This is a genomic window from Adhaeribacter swui (genome assembly GCF_014217805.1).
In the GTDB taxonomy this organism is placed as follows: domain Bacteria; phylum Bacteroidota; class Bacteroidia; order Cytophagales; family Hymenobacteraceae; genus Adhaeribacter; species Adhaeribacter swui.
This window is the reverse complement of the sequence record NZ_CP055156.1, coordinates 1,529,462-1,549,865: the sequence shown is the minus strand read 5'-3', so window position 1 is coordinate 1,549,865 and position 20,404 is coordinate 1,529,462. Positions and strand designations below refer to the sequence as shown.

The 20,404-nt window shown below is 41.7% G+C and carries 17 protein-coding genes and 1 pseudogene; 8 read left to right on the top strand and 10 right to left on the bottom strand.

Translation table 11 applies throughout. The features are described 5' to 3' along the window. The first annotated feature begins 589 nt into the window (after window positions 1–589). The gene (locus HUW51_RS07200; RefSeq protein WP_228467038.1) at window positions 590–1,507 is read left to right on the top strand and encodes a formylglycine-generating enzyme family protein; all 918 of its coding nucleotides are present in this window, start codon (window positions 590–592) and stop codon (window positions 1,505–1,507) included. Window positions 1,508–2,095: 588 nt separating this feature from the next. On the opposite strand, the gene HUW51_RS07195 is transcribed toward HUW51_RS07200, so the two are convergent. Both HUW51_RS07195 and HUW51_RS07190 read right to left on the bottom strand, forming a co-directional pair. Next, window positions 2,096–2,317: a hypothetical protein gene (locus tag HUW51_RS07195; protein WP_185273298.1), complete on the bottom strand. Its 222-nt coding sequence runs from the start codon at window positions 2,315–2,317 to the stop codon at window positions 2,096–2,098. 14 nt (window positions 2,318–2,331) lie between these two features. Then, the gene (locus HUW51_RS07190) at window positions 2,332–2,826 is read right to left on the bottom strand and encodes a DinB family protein (RefSeq protein WP_185273297.1); all 495 of its coding nucleotides are present in this window, start codon (window positions 2,824–2,826) and stop codon (window positions 2,332–2,334) included. A gap of 385 nt (window positions 2,827–3,211) precedes the next feature. Between HUW51_RS07190 and HUW51_RS07185 the strand changes: the two genes are divergently transcribed. After that, window positions 3,212–4,984 (top strand): APC family permease, encoded by a 1,773-nt coding sequence (locus tag HUW51_RS07185; protein ID WP_185273296.1) that lies wholly within the window; start codon window positions 3,212–3,214, stop codon window positions 4,982–4,984. 377 nt (window positions 4,985–5,361) lie between these two features. Beyond that, on the top strand, window positions 5,362–7,314 hold the full coding sequence (locus tag HUW51_RS07180; protein ID WP_185273295.1) for a KUP/HAK/KT family potassium transporter: 1,953 nt from the start codon (window positions 5,362–5,364) through the stop codon (window positions 7,312–7,314). Window positions 7,315–7,352: 38 nt separating this feature from the next. On the opposite strand, the gene HUW51_RS07175 is transcribed toward HUW51_RS07180, so the two are convergent. Together HUW51_RS07175 and leuB are read right to left on the bottom strand one after the other, a co-directional pair. Beyond that, window positions 7,353–7,571, bottom strand: a complete 219-nt coding sequence (locus HUW51_RS07175) for a hypothetical protein (RefSeq protein ID WP_185273294.1) — start codon at window positions 7,569–7,571, stop codon at window positions 7,353–7,355. Window positions 7,572–7,891: 320 nt separating this feature from the next. Further along, complete coding sequence (gene leuB, locus HUW51_RS07170; protein WP_185273293.1) at window positions 7,892–8,947, bottom strand: 3-isopropylmalate dehydrogenase; 1,056 nt, start codon at window positions 8,945–8,947, stop codon at window positions 7,892–7,894. 462 nt (window positions 8,948–9,409) lie between these two features. Between leuB and HUW51_RS07165 the strand changes: the two genes are divergently transcribed. Continuing rightward, window positions 9,410–10,189 carry a hypothetical protein gene (locus tag HUW51_RS07165; RefSeq protein ID WP_185273292.1) on the top strand — a complete coding sequence of 260 codons (780 nt, stop codon included), beginning with the start codon at window positions 9,410–9,412 and terminating at the stop codon, window positions 10,187–10,189. 371 nt (window positions 10,190–10,560) lie between these two features. On the opposite strand, the gene HUW51_RS07160 is transcribed toward HUW51_RS07165, so the two are convergent. Together HUW51_RS07160 and HUW51_RS07155 are read right to left on the bottom strand one after the other, a co-directional pair. Further along, window positions 10,561–11,772, bottom strand: a complete 1,212-nt coding sequence (locus HUW51_RS07160) for a PQQ-dependent sugar dehydrogenase (protein WP_185273291.1) — start codon at window positions 11,770–11,772, stop codon at window positions 10,561–10,563. Window positions 11,773–12,337: 565 nt separating this feature from the next. Continuing rightward, window positions 12,338–12,982 (bottom strand): hypothetical protein, encoded by a 645-nt coding sequence (locus HUW51_RS07155; protein ID WP_185273290.1) that lies wholly within the window; start codon window positions 12,980–12,982, stop codon window positions 12,338–12,340. A gap of 67 nt (window positions 12,983–13,049) precedes the next feature. On the opposite strand from HUW51_RS07155, the gene HUW51_RS07150 reads away from it, so the two are divergent. The 4 genes and pseudogenes from HUW51_RS07150 to tnpA all read left to right on the top strand — a co-directional run bounded on the left by HUW51_RS07150 (window position 13,050) and on the right by tnpA (window position 14,955). Beyond that, a complete protein-coding gene (locus HUW51_RS07150; RefSeq protein ID WP_185273289.1) occupies window positions 13,050–13,208 on the top strand; it encodes a hypothetical protein in 159 nt (52 codons plus the stop codon). Window positions 13,209–13,354: 146 nt separating this feature from the next. Next, window positions 13,355–14,107, top strand: a complete 753-nt coding sequence (locus HUW51_RS07145) for a hypothetical protein (protein WP_185273288.1) — start codon at window positions 13,355–13,357, stop codon at window positions 14,105–14,107. Between the two features lie 25 nt (window positions 14,108–14,132). Next, the gene (locus tag HUW51_RS07140; RefSeq protein ID WP_185273287.1) at window positions 14,133–14,486 is read left to right on the top strand and encodes a hypothetical protein; all 354 of its coding nucleotides are present in this window, start codon (window positions 14,133–14,135) and stop codon (window positions 14,484–14,486) included. 70 nt (window positions 14,487–14,556) lie between these two features. Then, window positions 14,557–14,955: pseudogene (gene tnpA, locus HUW51_RS07135) on the top strand (IS200/IS605 family transposase). A gap of 187 nt (window positions 14,956–15,142) precedes the next feature. Here tnpA and leuD read toward each other — a convergent pair. From leuD to thrC, 4 genes are all read right to left on the bottom strand, one after another. Continuing rightward, window positions 15,143–15,769 (bottom strand): 3-isopropylmalate dehydratase small subunit, encoded by a 627-nt coding sequence (gene leuD / locus HUW51_RS07130; protein ID WP_185273286.1) that lies wholly within the window; start codon window positions 15,767–15,769, stop codon window positions 15,143–15,145. Window positions 15,770–15,779: 10 nt separating this feature from the next. Then, window positions 15,780–17,192, bottom strand: coding sequence for a 3-isopropylmalate dehydratase large subunit (gene leuC, locus HUW51_RS07125; protein ID WP_185273285.1), 1,413 nt, complete (start codon window positions 17,190–17,192; stop codon window positions 15,780–15,782). A gap of 8 nt (window positions 17,193–17,200) precedes the next feature. Then, window positions 17,201–18,385, bottom strand: coding sequence for a 2-isopropylmalate synthase (locus HUW51_RS07120; RefSeq protein WP_185273284.1), 1,185 nt, complete (start codon window positions 18,383–18,385; stop codon window positions 17,201–17,203). Window positions 18,386–18,926: 541 nt separating this feature from the next. Then, complete coding sequence (gene thrC / locus HUW51_RS07115) at window positions 18,927–20,228, bottom strand: threonine synthase (RefSeq protein WP_185273283.1); 1,302 nt, start codon at window positions 20,226–20,228, stop codon at window positions 18,927–18,929. Window positions 20,229–20,404: the final 176 nt, after the last annotated feature.

Genomic DNA, 20,404 nt, shown 5'->3' with positions numbered 1-20,404 from the left:
TTTTCTCATAAGTTATGGATTTAAATTAACGGAAAGATTAGATTGTTACCTGTATTCTTACTTGCTAAAGGAATTAAATGTTGCCTGTAGCGTAGTTAATTTAAGGAGTATTTGGCAGGGTCTTATTGTTGTAAAAAGCTTGTAAATAAAGAGTTAAGCTATCTGTTTTGGGGTGGTTGTGGCGGGTGCAATTTTAGATTGTAAACAAAGTTTTAGCTGTTCTAATTCTCTTAAATTTAAAAATAACTTATCTGTAAGTACAGTGCGTTTGCCTCAGGTGCGTTTTGCCCGGATAGCTGGTTCTTTAACCAGACTCATTATAAATTTGCCCCGGCAGAGTAGGTGGTGTTTTAACCCTTTAATTGGAGAAAAAACTAAAACAACGTAATTTTAAAGTAGCGGGCAAACTTGCAAGGGCCTGTTTTTCTTATCTATGAATTTTAAAAAATCTTATTTAATGCTAAAAGCCGGCTTTATTTTTCTCTGCTTGTTTCTTTTTATTTTTTCAGGTTGCCAGAACAAAACGGCGCAGGAAACCAAAACGCCGGAAAAAGTAATTGTGCCAAAAGTACCCGTTAATGTAAACCAGATGGCCGATACCACTAAAACTAAAATGGTTTGGATAGCAGGCGGTACTTTTCAAATGGGTTCGGATGAGTTGGAGTTTCCGGATGCGCAACCCGTGCATGCCGTAACGGTAGATGGGTTTTGGATGGATGAGCACGAAGTTACTTACGGGCAATACGCTGCGTTTGTAAAAGCAAGCGGCTACAAAACGGTAGCCGAAAGAGCTCTAGATCCGGCCGATTATCCGGGGGTACCTGTTGATAAGCTGGTGCCTGGTTCGGCGGTTTTTTCTGCTCCCGCGCAGGCCGTTTCTCTGGATAATCCTTTGCAGTGGTGGCAATATGTGCCGGGCGCTAACTGGTTTCAGCCCCAGGGACAGGCTACGCAACTAAAAAATTTAAAAAATTCGCCGGTGGTGCAGGTGTCTTATGAAGATGCGTTGGCTTATGCCCGCTGGGCCGGTAAACGTTTGCCCACCGAAGCCGAATGGGAATACGCGGCCCGGGGCGGCAAAGAAAAACAAAAATACTACTGGGGCAGCGAATTAAAGCCGGGTAATAGATGGGTGGCCAATATTTACCAGGGTAGTTTCCCGGATAAAAACACCGGAGAAGATGGTTTTCTGGGTGTGGCCCCGGTAAAATCGTTTCCGCCTAACGCTTATGGTTTGTACGATATGGAATGCAACGTGTGGGAATGGTGCAGCGACTTTTACCGGCCAGATTATTACAGCCAAAGTCCCGCTAAAAACCCACAAGGGCCAGCCGATAGTTACGACCCAGATGAACCTAATGTAGAGAAACGGGTGCAGCGCGGCGGTTCTTTTTTGTGCAGCGACCAGTATTGCATCCGGTACAAAGCTGGTAGCCGCGGCAAAGGCGAAGTAACCAGCAGCTCCGATAATTTAGGTTTCCGTTGTGTAAAGGATAAGGTAAATTAGGAAGCTGTTTAGTATTTATAAAATTAGAGGCGACCTTCGCTTTTGGGGTAGCTCCACCACCACCAAAACGGGATAATACCCTTCTGCCTATGGCACTTCCCTAAAAACAGGGAAGGAGATGCGGTTATTCTGGATGCTATATTCTAACACTAAAAAATCGCTGAACAACAGAACAGTTGAGTGTTAAATCCTGCACCTGGCTTGCGCTACTTGTTACCTAGTAAACCAGCAAAATTTTAAAATTCTATCCACGGTGTTATTCAGTAAAGAAGTATTTCATTACACAGCAGAATGGCTTTATTATAGTAGTATTCTACTGTGTCAGGTGCTTGATCAGTGCTATAGCAGGTTAAAAGTTGGAGTGGTTGATGGTAAAGAATGCTATGATTTAAAAGAATACCGGCTTAATAAATGACTTGGTAAAAGTAGAACCGGTTCTTGTGGTAATTAGGAACGTCTGTAGCGCTCTAATAGCATCTACTTTTTCTGCTATAAAAAAAGCACGGAAGTAACTTCCGTGCCATAGGTATAAAGCGCCTATCAGTTTTTAAAATTTTTAAAATGTAGTAAGCGTAAAATTTTAAAAAATCAGTCTTCCAGTTCGCGGCAAATAAATCCGGCTCTGTTTAAACTTTGGATAATGACAGGGGCTTGAATCCGAATAGCTTCGACCCGAAGGATGTGGTCGCAATCCTCCAAGTCAAAATTCCATTTTTCGCCGGAGTGCATCAGGTTATCCAATATTGGTTTTACCTGAATAACCCGCCACTGGTTAGTTATTGATGTTTGAAATACCAGTACCTCTCTCATACAAGTTCTTCCGGTTATCTTTGCCAAAAATAAGGCGGTTCGATGCCCAACGAACGCAAAAAAACAAAGCCCTGCGCTCGGTGGTGAATTTCATTATCGATGAAATATAAAATGGTAGACCACACTGTACCTTCGTATTGCCCGAAAGCCAGAATGGTCTCCGTAAATTTTTCTTCCGGAATCTGGGCCCACAACTGATTAATTTCTGCGGTGGCTTGATCCCAGGATTCTAGTAAATAAGCTTTGCTGTTTTGGTGTTCCAGGTGTTCGTTTAAATCTTCGGTATTTCCCCCCACAATTTCCCGGAGTCCGGGAGCAGCAATAGCCAATAATTCCTGCACCATCGCGGCAAACGGACGCATGCCACCTATCGAATATTCAAAGAATTCTTTTTCCGGAAAAGCTTCTATTACCCGGCGGGTTAAGCCCCGGTGTCCTTGCCAGTGTTCCAATAAGTTGGCGGAAGTAATAAAGGTAGCGGTCTGGTTTTTTTCTAATGTTTGCTCCATAGCTTATGTTTTTGGGGTGAAACAGATGATATAGAGCAAAGCTACACTACCTCACTGACAACCGTATGGCAGTCCTATTTTGGAGATTTTAAAAATTTTAATTTTTTTTCAGGGTACTCGCAGTACCTGGTTTTATCAAATAAGGAGGGCTTTTATTAGATAAAAAGCGCGCTGCATAAAGGCGCTACGTTTAATTTAATAAGCTGGTAAATTTAAAAATTTAAAAAATGGACAAACTAATTTAATTCTCAGCTAAATAGGATCATTCCGGGTAAGTAAACCAAACAATCAGAACAACAAACAGGAGTACTACGTAACTAGTGCAGGTTATTTGTTTAGCCCATAATTAATAACATAACGGCCTGATTTTTTTGAAAATGTTTACATGGATACCGGAGACTTAACGCATGCCATTGCGCCGGCGCATGCGCCTAAATTAAAAGAACTGCCCGCCACCGCTATTTGCGGCAACGATATTACTTCTTCTTGTTTATACGTATCGGCTTTGGCTATTATTTATGCCGGGCAATATGCCTGGATTGCTTTGTTAATGGTGGGCGCCGTGTTGTTTTTATTCCGGAAAATTTACGGCGAAGTAGTGGGCGCTTTACCCCTGAACGGCGGGGCTTACAACGCGCTGCTAAATACCACCAGTAAACGAACCGCTTCGCTGGCTGCTTGTCTTACTTTACTTTCTTATATGGCTACGGCCGTTATCTCGGCGAGCGAGGCCATGCATTACGTGCACCATCTCTGGGAACACTTTCCGGTTATGTACGCCACTATTGGGTTACTGGCTATTTTTATGGGTTTAACCATCATGGGTATCGGCGAATCTTCTATGGTGGCCATTATTATTTTTATTACCCATATCAGTACCCTTACCTTATTAATTATCGTGGGTGTGGTATTTTTATTTAACCACGGGTTCGATACGTTTCAAATTAACTTTACGCAGCCGTTGCCGGGCGGTAGTATTTGGCGGGCTTTGTTTTTTGGCTTTGCAGCGGCTATGCTGGGTATTTCGGGGTTCGAGAGTTCGGCCAATTTCGTGGAAGAACAGGAACGGGGCGTTTTTCCGAAAACCTTGCGCAATATGTGGCTGGCCGTTACCATTTTTAATCCCCTCACGGCTTTTCTGGTTTTGGCCATAATTCCCATGAGCGAAGTGCCCGAACACCGCGATGCCTTATTGGCTTACGTAGGCGATGTAGCCGGTGGTAAATGGCTGGCGATATTAATTTCAATAAATGCTGCCATGGTACTGAGTGGTGCTGTTTTAACCTCGTACGTGGGGGTAACCGGCTTGGTGCACCGCATGACCCTGGATCGTTGCTTGCCTCAGTTTCTGTTAATTACGAATAAGCGCGGTACGGCTTACTTAATTATGGTGGCTTTTTTCCTGCTCTGTGTTTCTATTTTAATAATTACCGAAGGCGATTTAGGGGCTTTGGCTGGGGTATATACCATTTCTTTTTTGTCGGTGATGACTTTGTTTGGCGTGGGGAATATCTTGCTCAAGCTGCGGCGGGGTCAGTTGCCCCGGCCAGTACGCGCCTCGGGGTGGGCTTTGTTTGTGGCTATTGGGGCGGTGCTTACAGCCTTGGTGGGCAATGCCATTTTAAACCCTTCTTACTTGTTTGTATTTTTAAAATATTTTATACCTACTGTGGCTCTTGTGTTTTTTATGTTGTACCGCACCACCTTGCTGCGCTTGTTTACTTATCTGGTAAAACAATTCGAAGGCACTTTTGCTAAATTTTTACCTTTTACCTCGTTTCGGCTAAAACGTTTAATTACCGAAATAAACTCGCAGCAATTCGTGTTTTTTACTCGTGGCGATAACATTGCCAACATTAACCAGGTAATGCGCTACATCGAAGATAACGAACACACCAACCGCATTAAAATAGTAAACGTACTCGGCGATAACGAACATCCGCCTAAAAAACTCATGCACGAAGTAGACGTGCTCGATCGGGCTTATCCGGATTTAGACGTGGATTTTATTGTGATTAAAGGCCATTTCGGGCCGCAACTCATCGATGAGCTTTCGCGGAAGTGGAATATACCCAAAAACTTTATGTTTATTGGTTCGCCTGGTCAGCGTTTTCATTATGGCCTGCAGGAACTGGGCGGGGTGCGGTTGGTCATTTAAATTTTTAAAATTTTAGCATTTCGGGCAGGCATAATTTTTAAATTCGGGAGCCGGAGCGTGCTAATTAATTAAATTAGTAATTACCTTTGTGCAAAACATGATGACCGATTTTATTTAGATACTTACTGCAAAAATAACCTGAACTTAACTTGTATCTTTCTCCTTTCTCATCATTCTAACTTGTTACAGCCAGCTCTATATTCTAACATTGCCTTTCAGAAAATTGGTTCTGAAAAAACAGCGCTTGTTAGCCAGAAAACAAAGGAGCTAAATAAGTAATGGAATTTTCTTATTTAAAATGAAACACCTTTCTCGCGCAGGCCTTAACCAAGTTGTAAACCGAGAAAGGTAGTATTATATGTTGATCGCTATTAAACATGTCAAAAGAACATAACCATTCGCATAACCGGCTTTCTACGGGCGGTTTATTGATTGCCCTGGGTATTATTTACGGCGATATTGGTACCTCGCCGTTGTACGTAATGAAAGCCATTATTTTAACTGGCGGCAGTGTAGTTAACCCGGAATTAGTATATGGGGGTGTTTCCTGCGTTTTCTGGACGATAACTTTACAAACCACCCTTAAATACGTGGTGCTTACTTTACGGGCCGATAACAACGGGGAAGGTGGTATTTTTTCGTTGTATACCCTGGTCCGACGCCGGGCCAAATGGCTCATGATTCCGGCCATTATTGGGGGGAGCGCTTTACTCGCTGATGGTATTATTACGCCACCTATATCGGTTTCGTCTGCGATAGAAGGTTTACGCATTATTAACCCCGATTTGCCCACCGTGCCTATTGTTCTGGCTATTTTAACGGTGCTGTTTATCGCGCAAAGTTTTGGTACTCAAATAGTGGGTAAAGCTTTCGGCCCGATTATGTTTATTTGGTTTACCATGCTGGCCGTATTGGGTATCACGAACATTTTGGGTCACCCGGAGGTATTAAAAGCCATTAACCCGTATTATGCGTACCGCTTGCTGGTACTGTATCCCGGCGGTTTCTGGTTGCTGGGAGCGGTATTTTTGTGTACTACCGGAGCCGAAGCCTTGTACTCCGATTTAGGCCATTGCGGCCGCGAAAACATCCGGATTAGCTGGATTTTTGTAAAAACCTGTTTACTGTTAAACTATTTTGGCCAGGCGGCCTGGTTAACGCAGCACTTTAACCAAAAACTCGACGAAAACCAGAACCCGTTCTATGGCGTGATGCCCGAATGGTTTTTGCTCATCGGGATTGTAATTGCTACTATCGCGGCCATTATTGCCAGCCAGGCTTTAATTACCGGGTCCTTTACTTTAATCGGCGAAGCTATTCGACTGAACTTGTGGCCCAAAGTACGTCTGATTTACCCCACCAACGTGAAAGGCCAGTTGTTTGTACCCAGCGTAAATAAATTGCTTTGGGCAGGCTGCGTGGCCGTGGTGTTATACTTCCAGGAGTCGACGAATATGGAAGCTGCTTACGGTTTATCCATTACGGTAACCATGCTGGCCACTACTATTTTAATGAGTTATTACCTGTACCTCCGGAAATTCTCCCGGATTGTTATTTGGTTGTTTCTGGGCGTTTACTTAACCATCGAGTTGTCTTTTCTGGTGGCTAATTTGGTTAAATTCCCGCACGGCGGTTGGGTATCAGTGGCCATTGGGTTAATGCTGATTACCGTAATGTACACCTGGATTAGGTCGTACTACATTAAACGGCGCTTAACCGAAGAAGTACGCCTGGATAAATACATCGGGCCGCTGAAAGATTTGAGCGAAGACGAAACCATTCCGAAGTACTCCACGCATTTAATTTACATGACCAGCGCCGAGCGCAAGTCCGAAATTGAATCTAAGATAATTTACTCAATTTTTCAAAAACGGCCGAAGCGGGCGGATATTTACTGGTTCCTGCACGTGAATACCACCGACGATCCGTACACCATGGAGTACCAGGTGCACCACATTGCCGAAAACGATATTATCCGGGTCGATTTTAACCTGGGGTTCCGCGTGGAACAGCGCATTAACCTCTACTTCCGGAAAGTGGTAGAAAATTTGGTAGCTAATAAAGAAGTAGATATTACCAGTCGCTACGAATCCTTAAGCCGTCAGAACGTAATCGGCGATTTCCGGTTTGTGGTACTCGAAAAATATTTATCTCTGGAAAACGATCTGCCTTGGGACGAAAAACTGATTATGCAGGCGTATTACCACATAAAAGAATTTACCGCTTCCGAAGATAAGTGGTTTGGCCTGGATACCAGTTCCGTGAAAATAGAAAAAGTGCCGTTGGTGATTAATCCCATCCATAACGTGGAACTAACCCGGGTAAAGTAAACTAGGCCATAAGAAAAAAGCTGGATTTCCAGCAAAGATTAACTGTCTTTAAGCGCTTCGATTTGTTCGTCGTTGAGCAGGATGTAACGGTTGTTGTACGGGTTAGCAAAGAATTTTTCGGCAATAATGTATTCTCCGGTTTTTAATTTATGAATGTTGTAGGAGAACAGACTATTTGATTTTTCGATAACTTTCTCGGTACTGTCGAGGTCAAATTGTTTACCGCAAGTGGTATTGATGTACTGCATTGAAGTCATAAAAAATTAAAGATAAAAAAGGTTGGTGCTGAAGTTTGTGTACGCAAAAACCGGTGGTAGGTAAAGCCAGAAAGTAAAAATTTTAAAAAAGTCTTTTCTTGATCTTATGTACAACAAAAAGACCGCTCTTTAATTGAGCGGTCTTTTTGTTTAAATCATTTCCTCAAAATACTTGCTATAGCAAGCTTTGACTTATTGCTTCGGTCTTAACCAAAATTTTTATTTTTTTGCGCTTAAATAAAGCCTAACGCCACCATTTGTGTCTTCACAAACAAGTTTTTAAAACGTATTACCTAAAACTTAAAACGCACTACTTCACCTTAAATAAAGCTGCAGATTTTTTCGCCTACTTCGCGGGTACCCAGGTTATTGGTTGGGTTAATATCTACGGTAACAAAACCGTTGTTTAACGTTTCTTCTACGGCGTTACGCAAAGCCCGGCCTTCTTCCATTAAATCAAAGGAAGTTTCCAGGAGCGTAGCCGCTGATAAAACTGCGGCCATGGGGTTCGCAATATTTTTACCGGCCGCCTGCGGATAAGAGCCATGAATAGGTTCGTACAAAGCTACTTTGCTGCCCACAGAAGCCGAAGGCAACATACCCAGCGAACCGGTAATTACCGAAGCTTCGTCGGTAAGAATATCGCCGAACATGTTTTCGGTTAAAATTACATCAAAACGGCGCGGGTTCTGAATTAAAGCCATGGCCGCATTGTCCACAAACATTAATTCCAGCTCAATATCCGGGAAATTACTGGCGTATTGCTGTACTACTTCGCGCCATAACCGGGAGGTTTCCATTACGTTGGCTTTATCTACTAGCGTTACTTTTTTGCGGCGTTTGGCAGCTGCCGTAAAAGCCAGTTCAGTTATCCGGGAAATTTCGTCGCGGGTGTAGGTGCAAGTATCGTAGGCACTATTTCTGTCTTCGGAGCGGCCTTTGGCGCCAAAATAAGAACCACCGGTTAACTCCCGGAACACCACAAAGTCTACGCCTTCTACTATTTCGCGCTTTAAAGGAGAGGCATCAGCCAACACTTTAAAAGTATTTACCGGCCGGATATTAGCAAATAAGCCTAAGGCTTTGCGCATGGCCAACAGGCCTTGTTCCGGACGAACCGGGGCAGTAGGGTCGTTGTCGTATTTCGGGTGGCCAATGGCACCAAATAAAATAGCATCCGCGGATTGGCACAGTTGCAATGTCTCATCCGGGAACGGATTACCGGTAGCATCAATGGCGCAAGCCCCTACCAGCCCTTCTTCAAACGTAAAAGTATGATTAAATTTTTCGGCAACTTTTTGCAGAGCGTTAACCGCTACGGCAGTTACTTCGGGACCAATCCCATCGCCGGGCAAAACGGCTATTTTCTTATTCATGTAACAGGCAAATTTTGTGGAGGCCAAAAGTAAAAAGTTTCTGGAAGGATGTTATAGTTTTTTAAAAATTTATGCTTGTTACCCTGCTGTAACTTAACTCTTACAACCTGATTACGAATGACCCAAATCATTTCTCCGGTTTTTAATGAGAAATAACCTTACCTGATGCGGAAAGTAATTTGTATTAAGTAAAAGGCTGTTAGCCAGATTAAATCAAAATAATGTATTTTACATCTATTAAATAAGATTATATAGGGTCGTATTTAAAAAATTATATTTTAAAATTTGGTTTTTTTACCTGAATAAAGTAACCTTTTTTGAATTTAAGTAAAAGTTGCTACTAAATACGGTAAATACGGCCAAAAATACGTGTTTATATTTTTAGTATAACTTGCCCTTCTCCTTTTTTAGCCCGTAAATGGAACTATTGTTTTTGAGTACGGAATAAAAAAAGTATTATTTATGAAAAAGAATTGGTTAACTGTTACAGTTGCAGCTACGTTGCTTTCAGGGATGACTATTGTGGCATGTAATGATGATGATGATGGAAAGTTTGACGGTGTGCCAGCAGATACCACATCCGGAACTACAACTACTGGTGGTACAACTACAGGTGGAACGACCACCGGCGGTACAACTACAGGTACCACTACTGCCGGTACAACCACAACTGGCACAACTACAGGAACAACCGGTACTACTGCAGGAACCACAACTGGCACTACAACCGGCGGCACTACTGCAGGAACTACGACTAGCGGAACTACTGCGGGAACAACCACCGGCACTACTGCTGGTACAACAACGGGAGGTACAACTGGAACAACAGCCGGAACTACTGGCGGTACCACAGGCACTACAGGTGGAACCACTGGTACTACCACAGGCGGAACAACTACAGGTGGCACAACAGGTACAACGGGTGGTAGTACCACAGGAACCACTGGTGGTACAACTACTGGCGGAACGACCGGTACAACAACGGGCGGCTCAACGACAGGCGGAACTACTGGTGGTACTACAACAGGAGGGTCAACAACAGGTGGAACTACTGGAACTACCGGAGGCACAACTACGGGCGGTACTACCGGAACCACAACTGGTGGATCCACTACCGGAGGTACGACTGGAACTACTGGGGGAACAACTACTGGAGGAACAACCGCGGGAACTACTACGGGAGGATCTACTGGTGGCGGAACGACTGGCGGTGGAGGTGGCTCCACAGGTGGGGGAGCTTAAATATAAAAATTTTAAAAAAGGCAGCTTATCACCAGGCTGCCTTTTTATTTCAAATAACATCAGTTGATTATAGCGCAGAAGTTATTACCAGAACCCAATGACTTGGCAGCGGAGAGTGAAATTTTTGCACACCATTATTAGCGAACTTCCTTGGGGATACAAGTCAGAAATTTAATTTTTTTAAAATTTCTAAACTTAATAAAGTAAGAGACACTCGTATCAAGGTTTTAGATTTCTGGGTAATTCTATAATTGTACATCAACAATAGATTACAATAAAATCAACCTGTGGTGTAGTAAGTTGATTTTGTTCTGATACTTTTAAGGGTACTGCACCAATCTATTGCGGCTAGCAGATACGGAGATTAAATTCTACTGCTTCGGCGTAAACTTATATATTTTACCGCTTGAGTAACCTAAAACGTAAAGTCGCTGCTGACTATCTTGGCCAAACGAAGAAATATTATCGTTGGATAACTTCGTTATTAATTCGTTTTTTACCGCCTGGGTGCCGTTAAAAGTTAAAGCCCAAACGTTGCCCGAAATGTAATCGCCGAAAATATACTTACCTTCCAGCCCCGGCAGATTTTTATCGTGGCAAACATAACCACCCGTTACTGACCGGCCGTTCTCGGCATTCAGCGGATACGTCCAGATGGGTTCTTCCAGGCCAGTTACATCGCAATTAGCTGCCCCGTAACACGTGTTTCCTTCCCGGATTTTCCAGCCGTAATTACCGCCTTTTTTAATAATAGAAATTTCTTCTACGTTGCCCTGACCCACGTCGCCGGCCCACAAGGTGCCCGTTGGCCGATCGAAGCTAAAGCGCCAGGGATTTCGCAAGCCATAGGCATAAATTTCTTCCCGGAAACCCTCGGTGTTGTTTTTGTAAGGATTATCTGCCGGGATTGTATAAGGCAAATTACCCGATGGAGCATTTACGTCGATGCGCAGGATTTTACCCAATAGTTTTTGTCGGTTCTGGGCGTTGTTTTGCGGGTCGCCGCCGCTGCCACCGTCGCCGGAGGAGATGTACAAATATCCATCGTTGCCAAAATCCAGCTTGCCGCCATTATGGTTGCTATACGGTTGGGCGTAGGTTAGCAATACCTGCTCGCTGTTGGGGTCGGCTACATTTGCATCGGCAGCGCTTACTTTAAACCGCGAAATAACCGTTGTTAACGGATTACCTCGGGTGTAGTTCACGTAAAAATAACCGTTGGTTTTATAATTCGGATGAAAAGCTAAACCCAATAAGCCCAGTTCACCACCCGTAGCCACTTTGGAACTTAAGTCCAGAAATACCGGCGCCTCTGATGCCGCAGTTAAGTTCGGAAATACGTGAATTTTACCGTTCTGCGATACCACAAAAATCCGGTTAGTACCATCGTTCGGGCTGGTTAGCTCTACTGGTTTATCAAATTTTAAAGCAGGAAAAGCTTCGGTAAGCGTATAATCGGTAACAGCCGGAGGGTTTACGTTCGGGTCAGGAGTGGGAGTAGTGTTATCATCTAATTTTTGTTTGTCGCAACCAGTTATAAATATAAATAAAACCAAGCTGAAAAGTAGACGCAACTGCTTCATGGCATTTGGGTGAAAATTTAAAAATTTTGTTCAAGCACAGTCATTTTGAAACGCAGGTAACGCTAGGTTATTTGGCCCAAGGTAGCCGCCGTTCCTGTGGCGGCACGTTTAAAATAAAGGCGTATTCTTTGATTTTAAATCTAGTCGCACAGATAAATGCTAGTAATAGAATAAACGAATTAGCTAAAGAGATGGTTTGCCGGTGTTAGCATGTACCAAGGCCATATAATTATCTGGTCACAGTGGCGGGTCCGCGTTAGCCGATTACGTGCGGTTTGATGACCAAAAACTTACTTTTATTGTGCTCACCAACTAACGTGGTTTCCATCCTTATCTGGCAAAAACTTTAGCTACTTTTTACATGCCTGACCTGAACAATCCGGAACTGCCACCTAATTACCCGATATCTTTGTGTAAGAAGTAAACCCAAGAGCCCGGTTATCTAAACCGGGCTTTTGGGTTTACTTCCGGCTTCTGAATCTAAAGTTTTAAGATGTTCAATTTGTGATTGGCCAGAGTTATAGCCAACATCTAATTATTTATAAATAATGACATGATGATGTAGTTAGGGTTGACTCTGGTAAATTAACTTACTACCTCTTAATTTTTCTTTAACTCTGGAGTGCTGAATATCATGAATTTCTAAATGATGTACTCGTGATTTAAGGTATTCAAAAACTTCTACACGTGGGTAGCCTAAATACTGAGAATAGTTTGAAAAATTCCTTTTAACATTTCGACTTCTTTCATGTAGTAATTCTATATACCTATCCCGATTTTTCTCTTTTGCCTCTAAGTTTACAATCAACTTTATGGAGTGTAATGTTGCTAAAGAATTATTTAGATAATTGCCGAACACATGCACATCTAAAACTTTGTATAAATAATATGGGTCGGAATTTACTTTGATAACCCGCTCTAGAAGTGCTTCAATTATTTTGTTAACCTTGCCTCGTGAGATAGGGCGTGAAAGGGTAGTACTAGCTAATACTTCACCTCTTATTGAATTACGCCATACATTTAACTCTTCTACTTTTTCCAAGTAACCTTCCTGTACCAGCCGTTTAAGAATATTTGTAGCTTCAGTATTTTGTATTTTCAAAATACTTCTAACTGTAGATTTACTGACAAAACGTTTTTGACCAACTTTGAATATCTTTCGGATTTCCTGAATTGGGTAACCTACTATCTGATTATTTATGTCGTACATAACTTTATTACTATATAAATAATGCTCGCAATTTGCTATATTTACTTTAGTACTAAACCATTATATCATGCAAGAATTACTTAACCTTTTGTCCTCTGTTGCAGAAGATTTAATTGAAACAGCTATTTGTGCAGGAAGTATTTGGCTTCTCAAAAAAATTAAGGATAAGTTAACAATTTTAAAAAATACAATAGAGGTTCGAATACATTTAAAAATTGTTTATTAATTTTATTAATTTGACTTACAGCTACTTGAAATGATTTATAATTTTAAGCTTACTAAATTGCTGCCGTTAAAAGTATTGTAGAGTTTATGCGTCTTTTATAAGTTGCTAATTATAAACGTATTATATAATAAAAAACATGTAGAAAGGTGGGCGCAGCTAATACAGAGGTTATAGATTATTTTCATCTTAGAATTCGAGGGCTAATTAGGTATAAACACCTAATTAGAGATATAAAAATATTTATAGAAAGAGTCGAGTATTATGGATACGATAGTTTTAGGATTCATTTTAATGTAATTCTTAATGAAGAAAATTTTGATTTGATGCCCGTAGATGATTTAGTACAAATTGATAAATACTTTGTAGATAAGTATGTTTCTTTTCTTATAAAGGAAGGTGGATATAAGTCTTATAGAGACCATCTAAAGCGATTAAAAGAATTTTATGATTTGTACAATACTTTAACTACTTTCTTAATTAAATTCTTAGATGCTACCTTTTCGGATACGATTTCTATCCAAATTGAAAGTCCTGATAATTTCCCGGAATTAAATTATGTACACAGATTTTGGAATGATAATGATTTCTCGCCAAGTGCTTATGAGCAGCTGTACAAAACAGATTTAAATGTTGATTCTTATCAATTCCTTTCACTTCATAAACTTGCTCAAGATTCAAAAGAGTTTATTAAGACTTTAAGCAAAAGCTGTTGGTTAACAGATAAACAAATACATCGTTACTTTAAAGGAAGTAGAGCTGATGTAAGAAGTTTTGTAATCCAACACCAAGTTCCTATAAAGATAAAAGGTTATAGAACCATTAATAAAGTTTTGATAGAAGGAAATACCTTAAAAAGTATCATCGGCAAATTACCTGAACTAGTAGAGAGCAATATCTGAAAACATAATTCAGTACTTAATAGATGTGAAGATTGGGTACTTTGAGGAAGTAAGCAGTAAACAAAAGCAGCTTTTAGAAAGTTATCCAATACAAATAGGAGATATCGTTCTTACTCCTGATAAGAAAATAGTTAAGATAAATGTTGTGCAAATTAGAAATAAGGCTATTGTTTTCCTCTATTCAGTAATGAATTCAAACTTAGATTTTGGTAAAAGACGAGGAGAACTTAAAGTTGAAGAAGAGCTTGTGTTAAAGAAATTAAGTTCTCAACAATATCAAGAGTATAGAGAGAAATTTAATTGGAGAAGTCGGCAACAGGTAATAAACATGTTTATTAAAACAGAAAAAAAATTAAAGATTTCTAAGATAGTCAGGTAAATGATAAAACCGGGATAAACTCCTAACTCTGTAGCTTACTAATTAGCCTATGCCTTATGTAAAAGTTTGAATTCATTTTGTATGATCTACTAAAAACCGGGAGCCCTACTTAACAAAAGAAATCAGGACCCAGGTATTTCGGCATATCAGAGAAAACGCCCAAGAAAAAGGTATTTACGTTTACATGATCAATGGGCATATTGATCATGTCCATTGTTTGGTTTCCTTGGGGTTGAATCAAAATGTAGCTAAAGTGATGCAGCTCATCAAAGGCGAATCTGCTTTTTGGATTAATCAGAATAATCTTTGCCCCGGTAAATTCGAATGGCAGGATGAATATTTTGCAGTATCCGTCAGTGAATCAATGGTAAACAAGGTGCGGGAGTATATCAAAAGTCAGGAGGCTCATCATCAGTTAAAATCTTACCAAGAAGAGCAAGAAGATTTTAAACGCTTGTATGGTTTTTAAAGCCGCTATCTAAAGATAGCGGCAATGCATATAAATCCTCCATCTGAAGATGGAGGCAATTCAGAGAGCATTGGATGCAGGATTAAATTATTTTTAAAATAGATTTTTTTGAATTGCCACTAGCTTCAGCTAGTGAACAAAAAAGCCAGTTCATTTGAACTGGCTTTTCACTATTGAATAATTTAAATTACGCTTCTACTTCTTGCTTTAAATCTACCAGGCTCAAGTATTTGCTGGTTTTCTCGTAAGCTTCGATTTTGTCTTTCAGGCTGAGTAAGTAATCAATATCGTCGTAGCCGTTGATTAAGCAGGTTTTTTTGTATTGGTTAATATCAAACTTTTCTACTAAGTCGGTGCCGGTAATGCGTACGGTTTGTTCTTCCAGGTTAACTTCCAACTCAGTGTTTCTATCAGCAAAAATATGCGCAAAAACGGTAGCTAAAAATTCTTCCGAAACCTGCACCGGTAACAAGCCATTATTTAGGGCGTTTCCTTTAAATATATCGGCAAAGAAGCTCGAAATAACTACTTTAAAGCCATAGTCGTTAATCGCCCAAGCGGCATGTTCGCGACTGGAACCGCAACCAAAGTTTTTACCGGCTACCAAAACCTGACCGCTGTATTGCGGATTGTTCAGTACAAACTCCGGTTTTGGGTTATTCTGGTTATTGTAACGCCAATCGCGGAATAAGTTGTCGCCAAAACCTTCGCGGGTAGTTGCTTTCAGGAAACGGGCCGGAATAATCTGATCGGTATCAATGTCTTCAATCGGTAAAGGAACCGCAGTAGATGTTATTTTTTTAAATTTTTCCATTTTGGTACACTTAGATTAACTCCCGAACATCCGTTATTTTACCCGCAATAGCGGTAGCTGCCGCAGTTAACGGACTAGCCAACAAAGTACGGGCACCAGGTCCCTGGCGGCCTTCAAAATTCCGGTTAGACGTAGAGATGCAGTATTCGCCTTTCGGTACTTTATCTTCGTTCATGCCCAGGCAAGCGGAGCAACCGGGTTCCCGTAATTCAAATCCGGCTTCGCGGAAAATCTGGTCGATGCCTTCTTCACGGGCTTGTTGTTCTACTTGTTTAGAACCCGGTACAATTAAAGCGTTAATGTTTGGTGCTTTGTGTTTGCCTTTTACAAATTGAGCTACCAAGCGTAAGTCCTCGATGCGGGAGTTAGTGCAGGAACCAATAAACACGTAATTGATTTCTTTCCCTAATAATTGTTCACCCGGATGCAGACCCATATAGGCCAATGATTTATCGAAAGAAGCTTTGTTGCTTTCTTCTTTGATATCGGCTAAGCTTGGTACCGTTTCATCGATTTTAATGCCCATGCCTGGATTGGTGCCATAAGTAATCATGGGAGCAATATCAGCGGCATCAAAAGTATATTCTACATCAAAAGCAGCGCCTTCGTCGGTGAAGAGTGTACGCCAGTAGGCAACTGCTTCCTCAAATTTTTCGCCTTGTGGCGCAAACCGACGGCCTTGGATGTATTCAAACGTAATATCATCGGGAGCAATTAAGCCACCGCGGGCACCCATCTCAATACTCATATTGCAGATAGTCATGCGGGCTTCCATACTTAAGCTGCGAATAGCCGAACCAGCATATTCTACAAAATAACCAGTAGCGCCACCCATCGTGAGTTTAGAGATGATGTACAGAATAATGTCTTTCGACAATACGCCGTTCGCCAGTTCTCCTTCGATGTTAATGCGCATGGTTTTAGGCTTGTTCTGCATGAGGCATTGCGTTGCCAGTACTTGTTCTACCTCGCTGGTACCAATACCAAAAGCAATAGTACCAAATGCACCGTGCGTAGAAGTATGGCTGTCGCCGCATACCATGGTCATGCCGGGTAAGGTAATGCCTAACTCGGGCCCGATTACGTGCACAATGCCCTGGAAAGGATGGCCTAAACCGTACAGATTCACGCCAAATTTTCGGCAATTTTCGGTGAGTTTATCTACTTGGAACCGGCTCAGCGGCTCCGAAATAGGTAAATGCTGATTAATAGTAGGTACGTTATGGTCAGCAGTAGCCACGGTATTCTGTGTCCGGAATACCCCAATACCTCTTTTTTCGAGACCGGCAAAAGCTTGTGGGCTAGTTACTTCGTGCACCAGGTGCCGATCTATATATAACACATCCGGGCCGTCCGGAATGCTGGTTACCACGTGGGCATCCCAGATTTTTTGAAATAATGTTTTTTTATCGGAACTACTCATTTGTAAAATTAGCTGTTGGTTTTAACAGCGGCTTGCTCCCGTTTAGTTTCTAATTTTTGAAAAAGCACCGTTAAATGCTCGTCTTGAATAACTTTTAGCTCATCGGCCATTACCAGATATTCCGGGTAAATTTCGTCGATATCTTCTTTGGTAACAAAGTAGCCTAAGCTTTCCAGGCGGTGTTTCAAAGCCGCCCGGCCGCTACGGGCCGTTAACACAATCGAAGAATCAGCCACCCCTACATCGTGCGGATCAATTACTTCGTACGTTTCGCGGTGTTTCAGGAAGCCGTCCTGGTGAATACCAGAAGAGTGCGCAAAAGCATTATCGCCCACAATGGCTTTGTTGGGCTGCACGCGCATGCGCATTAACCGCGATACCAAACGGCTGGTAGGATAAATCCGTGGCGTGTTAATCCGGTTTAATAATTCTAATTCTTTGTGGCTTTTCATAATCATCACCACTTCCTCTAAGGAGGTATTACCAGCGCGTTCGCCAATACCGTTAATGGTACACTCAATTTGGCGGGCACCGTTAATAACGCCGGCAATGGAGTTAGCGGTAGCCAAGCCTAAATCGTTGTGGCAATGCACCGAGATAATGGCCTTATCTATATTCTTAACGTTTTCTTTTAAATATTTAATTTTGGCGCCGTACTCCCAAGGCAAGCAGTAGCCGGTAGTATCGGGGATGTTTACGACGGTGGCACCAGCCGCAATTACTTCTTCAATCATTTTAGCCAGGAAAGGCAAATCGGCCCGGCCGGCATCTTCGGCGTAAAACTCAATATCTTCTACAAATTGCTTCGCATATTTTACGGCATAAACGCCTCGTGCCAGTACATCTTCGCGGGTAGAATTAAATTTGTACTGAATGTGCATATCCGAAGCGCCAATACCCGTATGGATGCGTTTGCGTTTGGCGTGCTTCAACGATTCTACGGCGCAATCAATATCTTCTTTTTTAGCCCGGGTTAGCGCGCAGATTACCGGCTCCGAAACTGCCTTTGATATTTCAATGATAGAAGTAAAATCGCCGGGACTGGAGATTGGAAAACCCGCTTCGATGATATCTACGCCTAGTTCTTCCAGGGCTTTGGCTACTTCAATTTTTTCTTTGGTGTTTAATTGGCAGCCGGGCACCTGCTCGCCGTCGCGTAACGTCGTGTCAAAAATATGGACCTTGTCGCTCATGGTAGAAAATGATTAAATATATTCAAATAACAGAAACCGGCACGTTGCCAGTTTCTACCCTTCGATCCGGAAAACCCGGCTACGTCAGGAATTTACTTCACAGAAAACAAAATAAAATCTACTTTAAGTTTTCCGCCAAATTTAATTACGCTACTTTATTCTTCTAAAATCGCAGAAATTTAAAAAATAAAGCCGTTCAATAAAGATGCAGAAATTATTTAAAAATATCCAAGCCTAAGTATTAAAAATAATTTTGAGCCCGTTTACCGTTGAAAATTTTAAATCTAAGGTCTTGTTTATTGCGATATTTTCAAAAGGTAAACAAGTCCTATAACACAACAACTATAATCAAAATGGGCAAACGTTTTAATACTTAGGTGCTATAACAAGCAATTTTATAATAAGGTGCAAAGGTTTTAAGATCTGTGCAGCTAAGTTTTGGCAAGTTGGTTTAGAAAAAAGCCAGTGTCAGGTTAAGACACTGGCCAGGTTATTTGTAACGCCAAATCAAATAAAGACTTAGCAATAAGTTTAAAAAAAACTAAGCGCGGGCTAATAGCCAGGCCTTTAAATCATCGTAGTTATGGCTCATGCGAATGGATTGCTTGGTTTTTTGCATTACCATTTGCAGGTTTTCCGGAATATTTACTTTTTGGCCGATAACGTCTTCTACCACATCCATAAATTTGGCCGGATGAGCCGTTTCCAGAAATATACCAATGGCTTCCGGATCGGTAGCCAAATAATCGCGGATAGCCCCGTAGCCAATCGCGCCGTGCGGGTCCAGAATATAGCCGTGGTTTTCGTAAACTTCGCGCATCAACATTTTAGTTTGCTCATCGGTAAACCGGTAGCCAATTACATCTTCGCGTAAAGCATCGCCCGATTGTTTATATAAATCCATGAGCCGCACAAAATTGCTGGGGTTACCCACATCCATGGCGTTGGAAATGGTTTGTGTAGATGCCCGGGGGTTAAAAATGCCGCTCGTTAAAAACTCCGGTACAATGTCGTTAATATTAGTAGCAGCAATAAACTTAGCTACCGGTAAACCCATACGTTTGGCCAATAAACCACCGGTTAAGTTGCCAAAATTGCCGCTGGGCGTAGCAAATACTACCCGCTCACTTAAATGTTTTACCTGGGCATACGCATGAAAATAATAGAACGATTGCGGAATAAGCCGGGCAATGTTTATGGAGTTAGCCGAAGTTAATTGCATGCGCTGGTTCAGTTCCTGATCCAGGAAAGCTTGTTTTACCAGCCATTGGCAATCGTCGAAAGTACCATCAATTTCTAAAGCCGTGATGTTCTCGCCCAGCGTAGTTAATTGCTTTTCCTGGATGTCGCTTACTTTGCCATGTGGGTATAAAATAACAACGTTAATGCCGGGCACGCCTAAAAATCCATTAGCTACCGCGCTACCAGTATCGCCGGAAGTGGCTACCAGAATGGTTAATTCTTTATCGTTACCTTTTACAAAATGCGCCAGCAAACGGGCCATGAAGCGGGCACCTACATCTTTAAATGCCGAGGTTGGCCCGTGAAATAATTCCAGGGTATGGATACGGCCATGTACCGGCACTACCGGAATAGGAAAGTTTAAGCTTTCCTCCACAATCTCCTGCAAAACGCCTCTTTCAATCTGACCCCGTAACAGGGTAGAAGCTACATCAAGGGCAATTTCGGGTAAAGATTTTTCCTGAATAATCTCGAAATAACTGTGCGGTAACTCCGGAATTTCTAAAGGCATAAACAAGCCGTTATCATCGGCTAAGCCTTTGGTTACGGCCTCGCGCAAACTTACGTGCGGGGTTTGCTGATTGGTACTGTAAAACGACATTTATGTAAATTGTTAAATTACTAATTATTAAAAGGCTACCAGAATAATGGATGCTTTAAAGGTTATCACTTACATGCCACTTAACCTGAATTTTTTAAAAATTTAAAAATTACAAACACGAAATAACAAGCTCCTGATTATCCTGATGGGAGTTTAGCTTAGTTGTGTAGTAATGT

Excerpts from the sequence above, each read along its gene's own strand:
- HUW51_RS07150 (WP_185273289.1), top strand. The coding sequence starts at position 13,050 with ATGCAAGAATTACTTAACCTTTTGTCCTCTGTTGCAGAAGATTTAATT.
- HUW51_RS07155 (WP_185273290.1), bottom strand. The coding sequence starts at position 12,982 with ATGTACGACATAAATAATCAGATAGTAGGTTACCCAATTCAGGAAATC.
- HUW51_RS07195 (WP_185273298.1), bottom strand. The coding sequence starts at position 2,317 with ATGAGAGAGGTACTGGTATTTCAAACATCAATAACTAACCAGTGGCGG.
- HUW51_RS07185 (WP_185273296.1), top strand. The coding sequence starts at position 3,212 with ATGGATACCGGAGACTTAACGCATGCCATTGCGCCGGCGCATGCGCCT.
- leuB (WP_185273293.1), bottom strand. The coding sequence starts at position 8,947 with ATGAATAAGAAAATAGCCGTTTTGCCCGGCGATGGGATTGGTCCCGAA.
- thrC (WP_185273283.1), bottom strand. The coding sequence starts at position 20,228 with ATGTCGTTTTACAGTACCAATCAGCAAACCCCGCACGTAAGTTTGCGC.
- HUW51_RS07160 (WP_185273291.1), bottom strand. The coding sequence starts at position 11,772 with ATGAAGCAGTTGCGTCTACTTTTCAGCTTGGTTTTATTTATATTTATA.
- leuC (WP_185273285.1), bottom strand. The coding sequence starts at position 17,192 with ATGAGTAGTTCCGATAAAAAAACATTATTTCAAAAAATCTGGGATGCC.
- HUW51_RS07120 (WP_185273284.1), bottom strand. The coding sequence starts at position 18,385 with ATGAGCGACAAGGTCCATATTTTTGACACGACGTTACGCGACGGCGAG.
- HUW51_RS07165 (WP_185273292.1), top strand. The coding sequence starts at position 9,410 with ATGAAAAAGAATTGGTTAACTGTTACAGTTGCAGCTACGTTGCTTTCA.
- HUW51_RS07190 (WP_185273297.1), bottom strand. The coding sequence starts at position 2,826 with ATGGAGCAAACATTAGAAAAAAACCAGACCGCTACCTTTATTACTTCC.
- HUW51_RS07175 (WP_185273294.1), bottom strand. The coding sequence starts at position 7,571 with ATGACTTCAATGCAGTACATCAATACCACTTGCGGTAAACAATTTGAC.
- HUW51_RS07180 (WP_185273295.1), top strand. The coding sequence starts at position 5,362 with ATGTCAAAAGAACATAACCATTCGCATAACCGGCTTTCTACGGGCGGT.
- leuD (WP_185273286.1), bottom strand. The coding sequence starts at position 15,769 with ATGGAAAAATTTAAAAAAATAACATCTACTGCGGTTCCTTTACCGATT.
- HUW51_RS07200 (WP_228467038.1), top strand. The coding sequence starts at position 590 with ATGGCCGATACCACTAAAACTAAAATGGTTTGGATAGCAGGCGGTACT.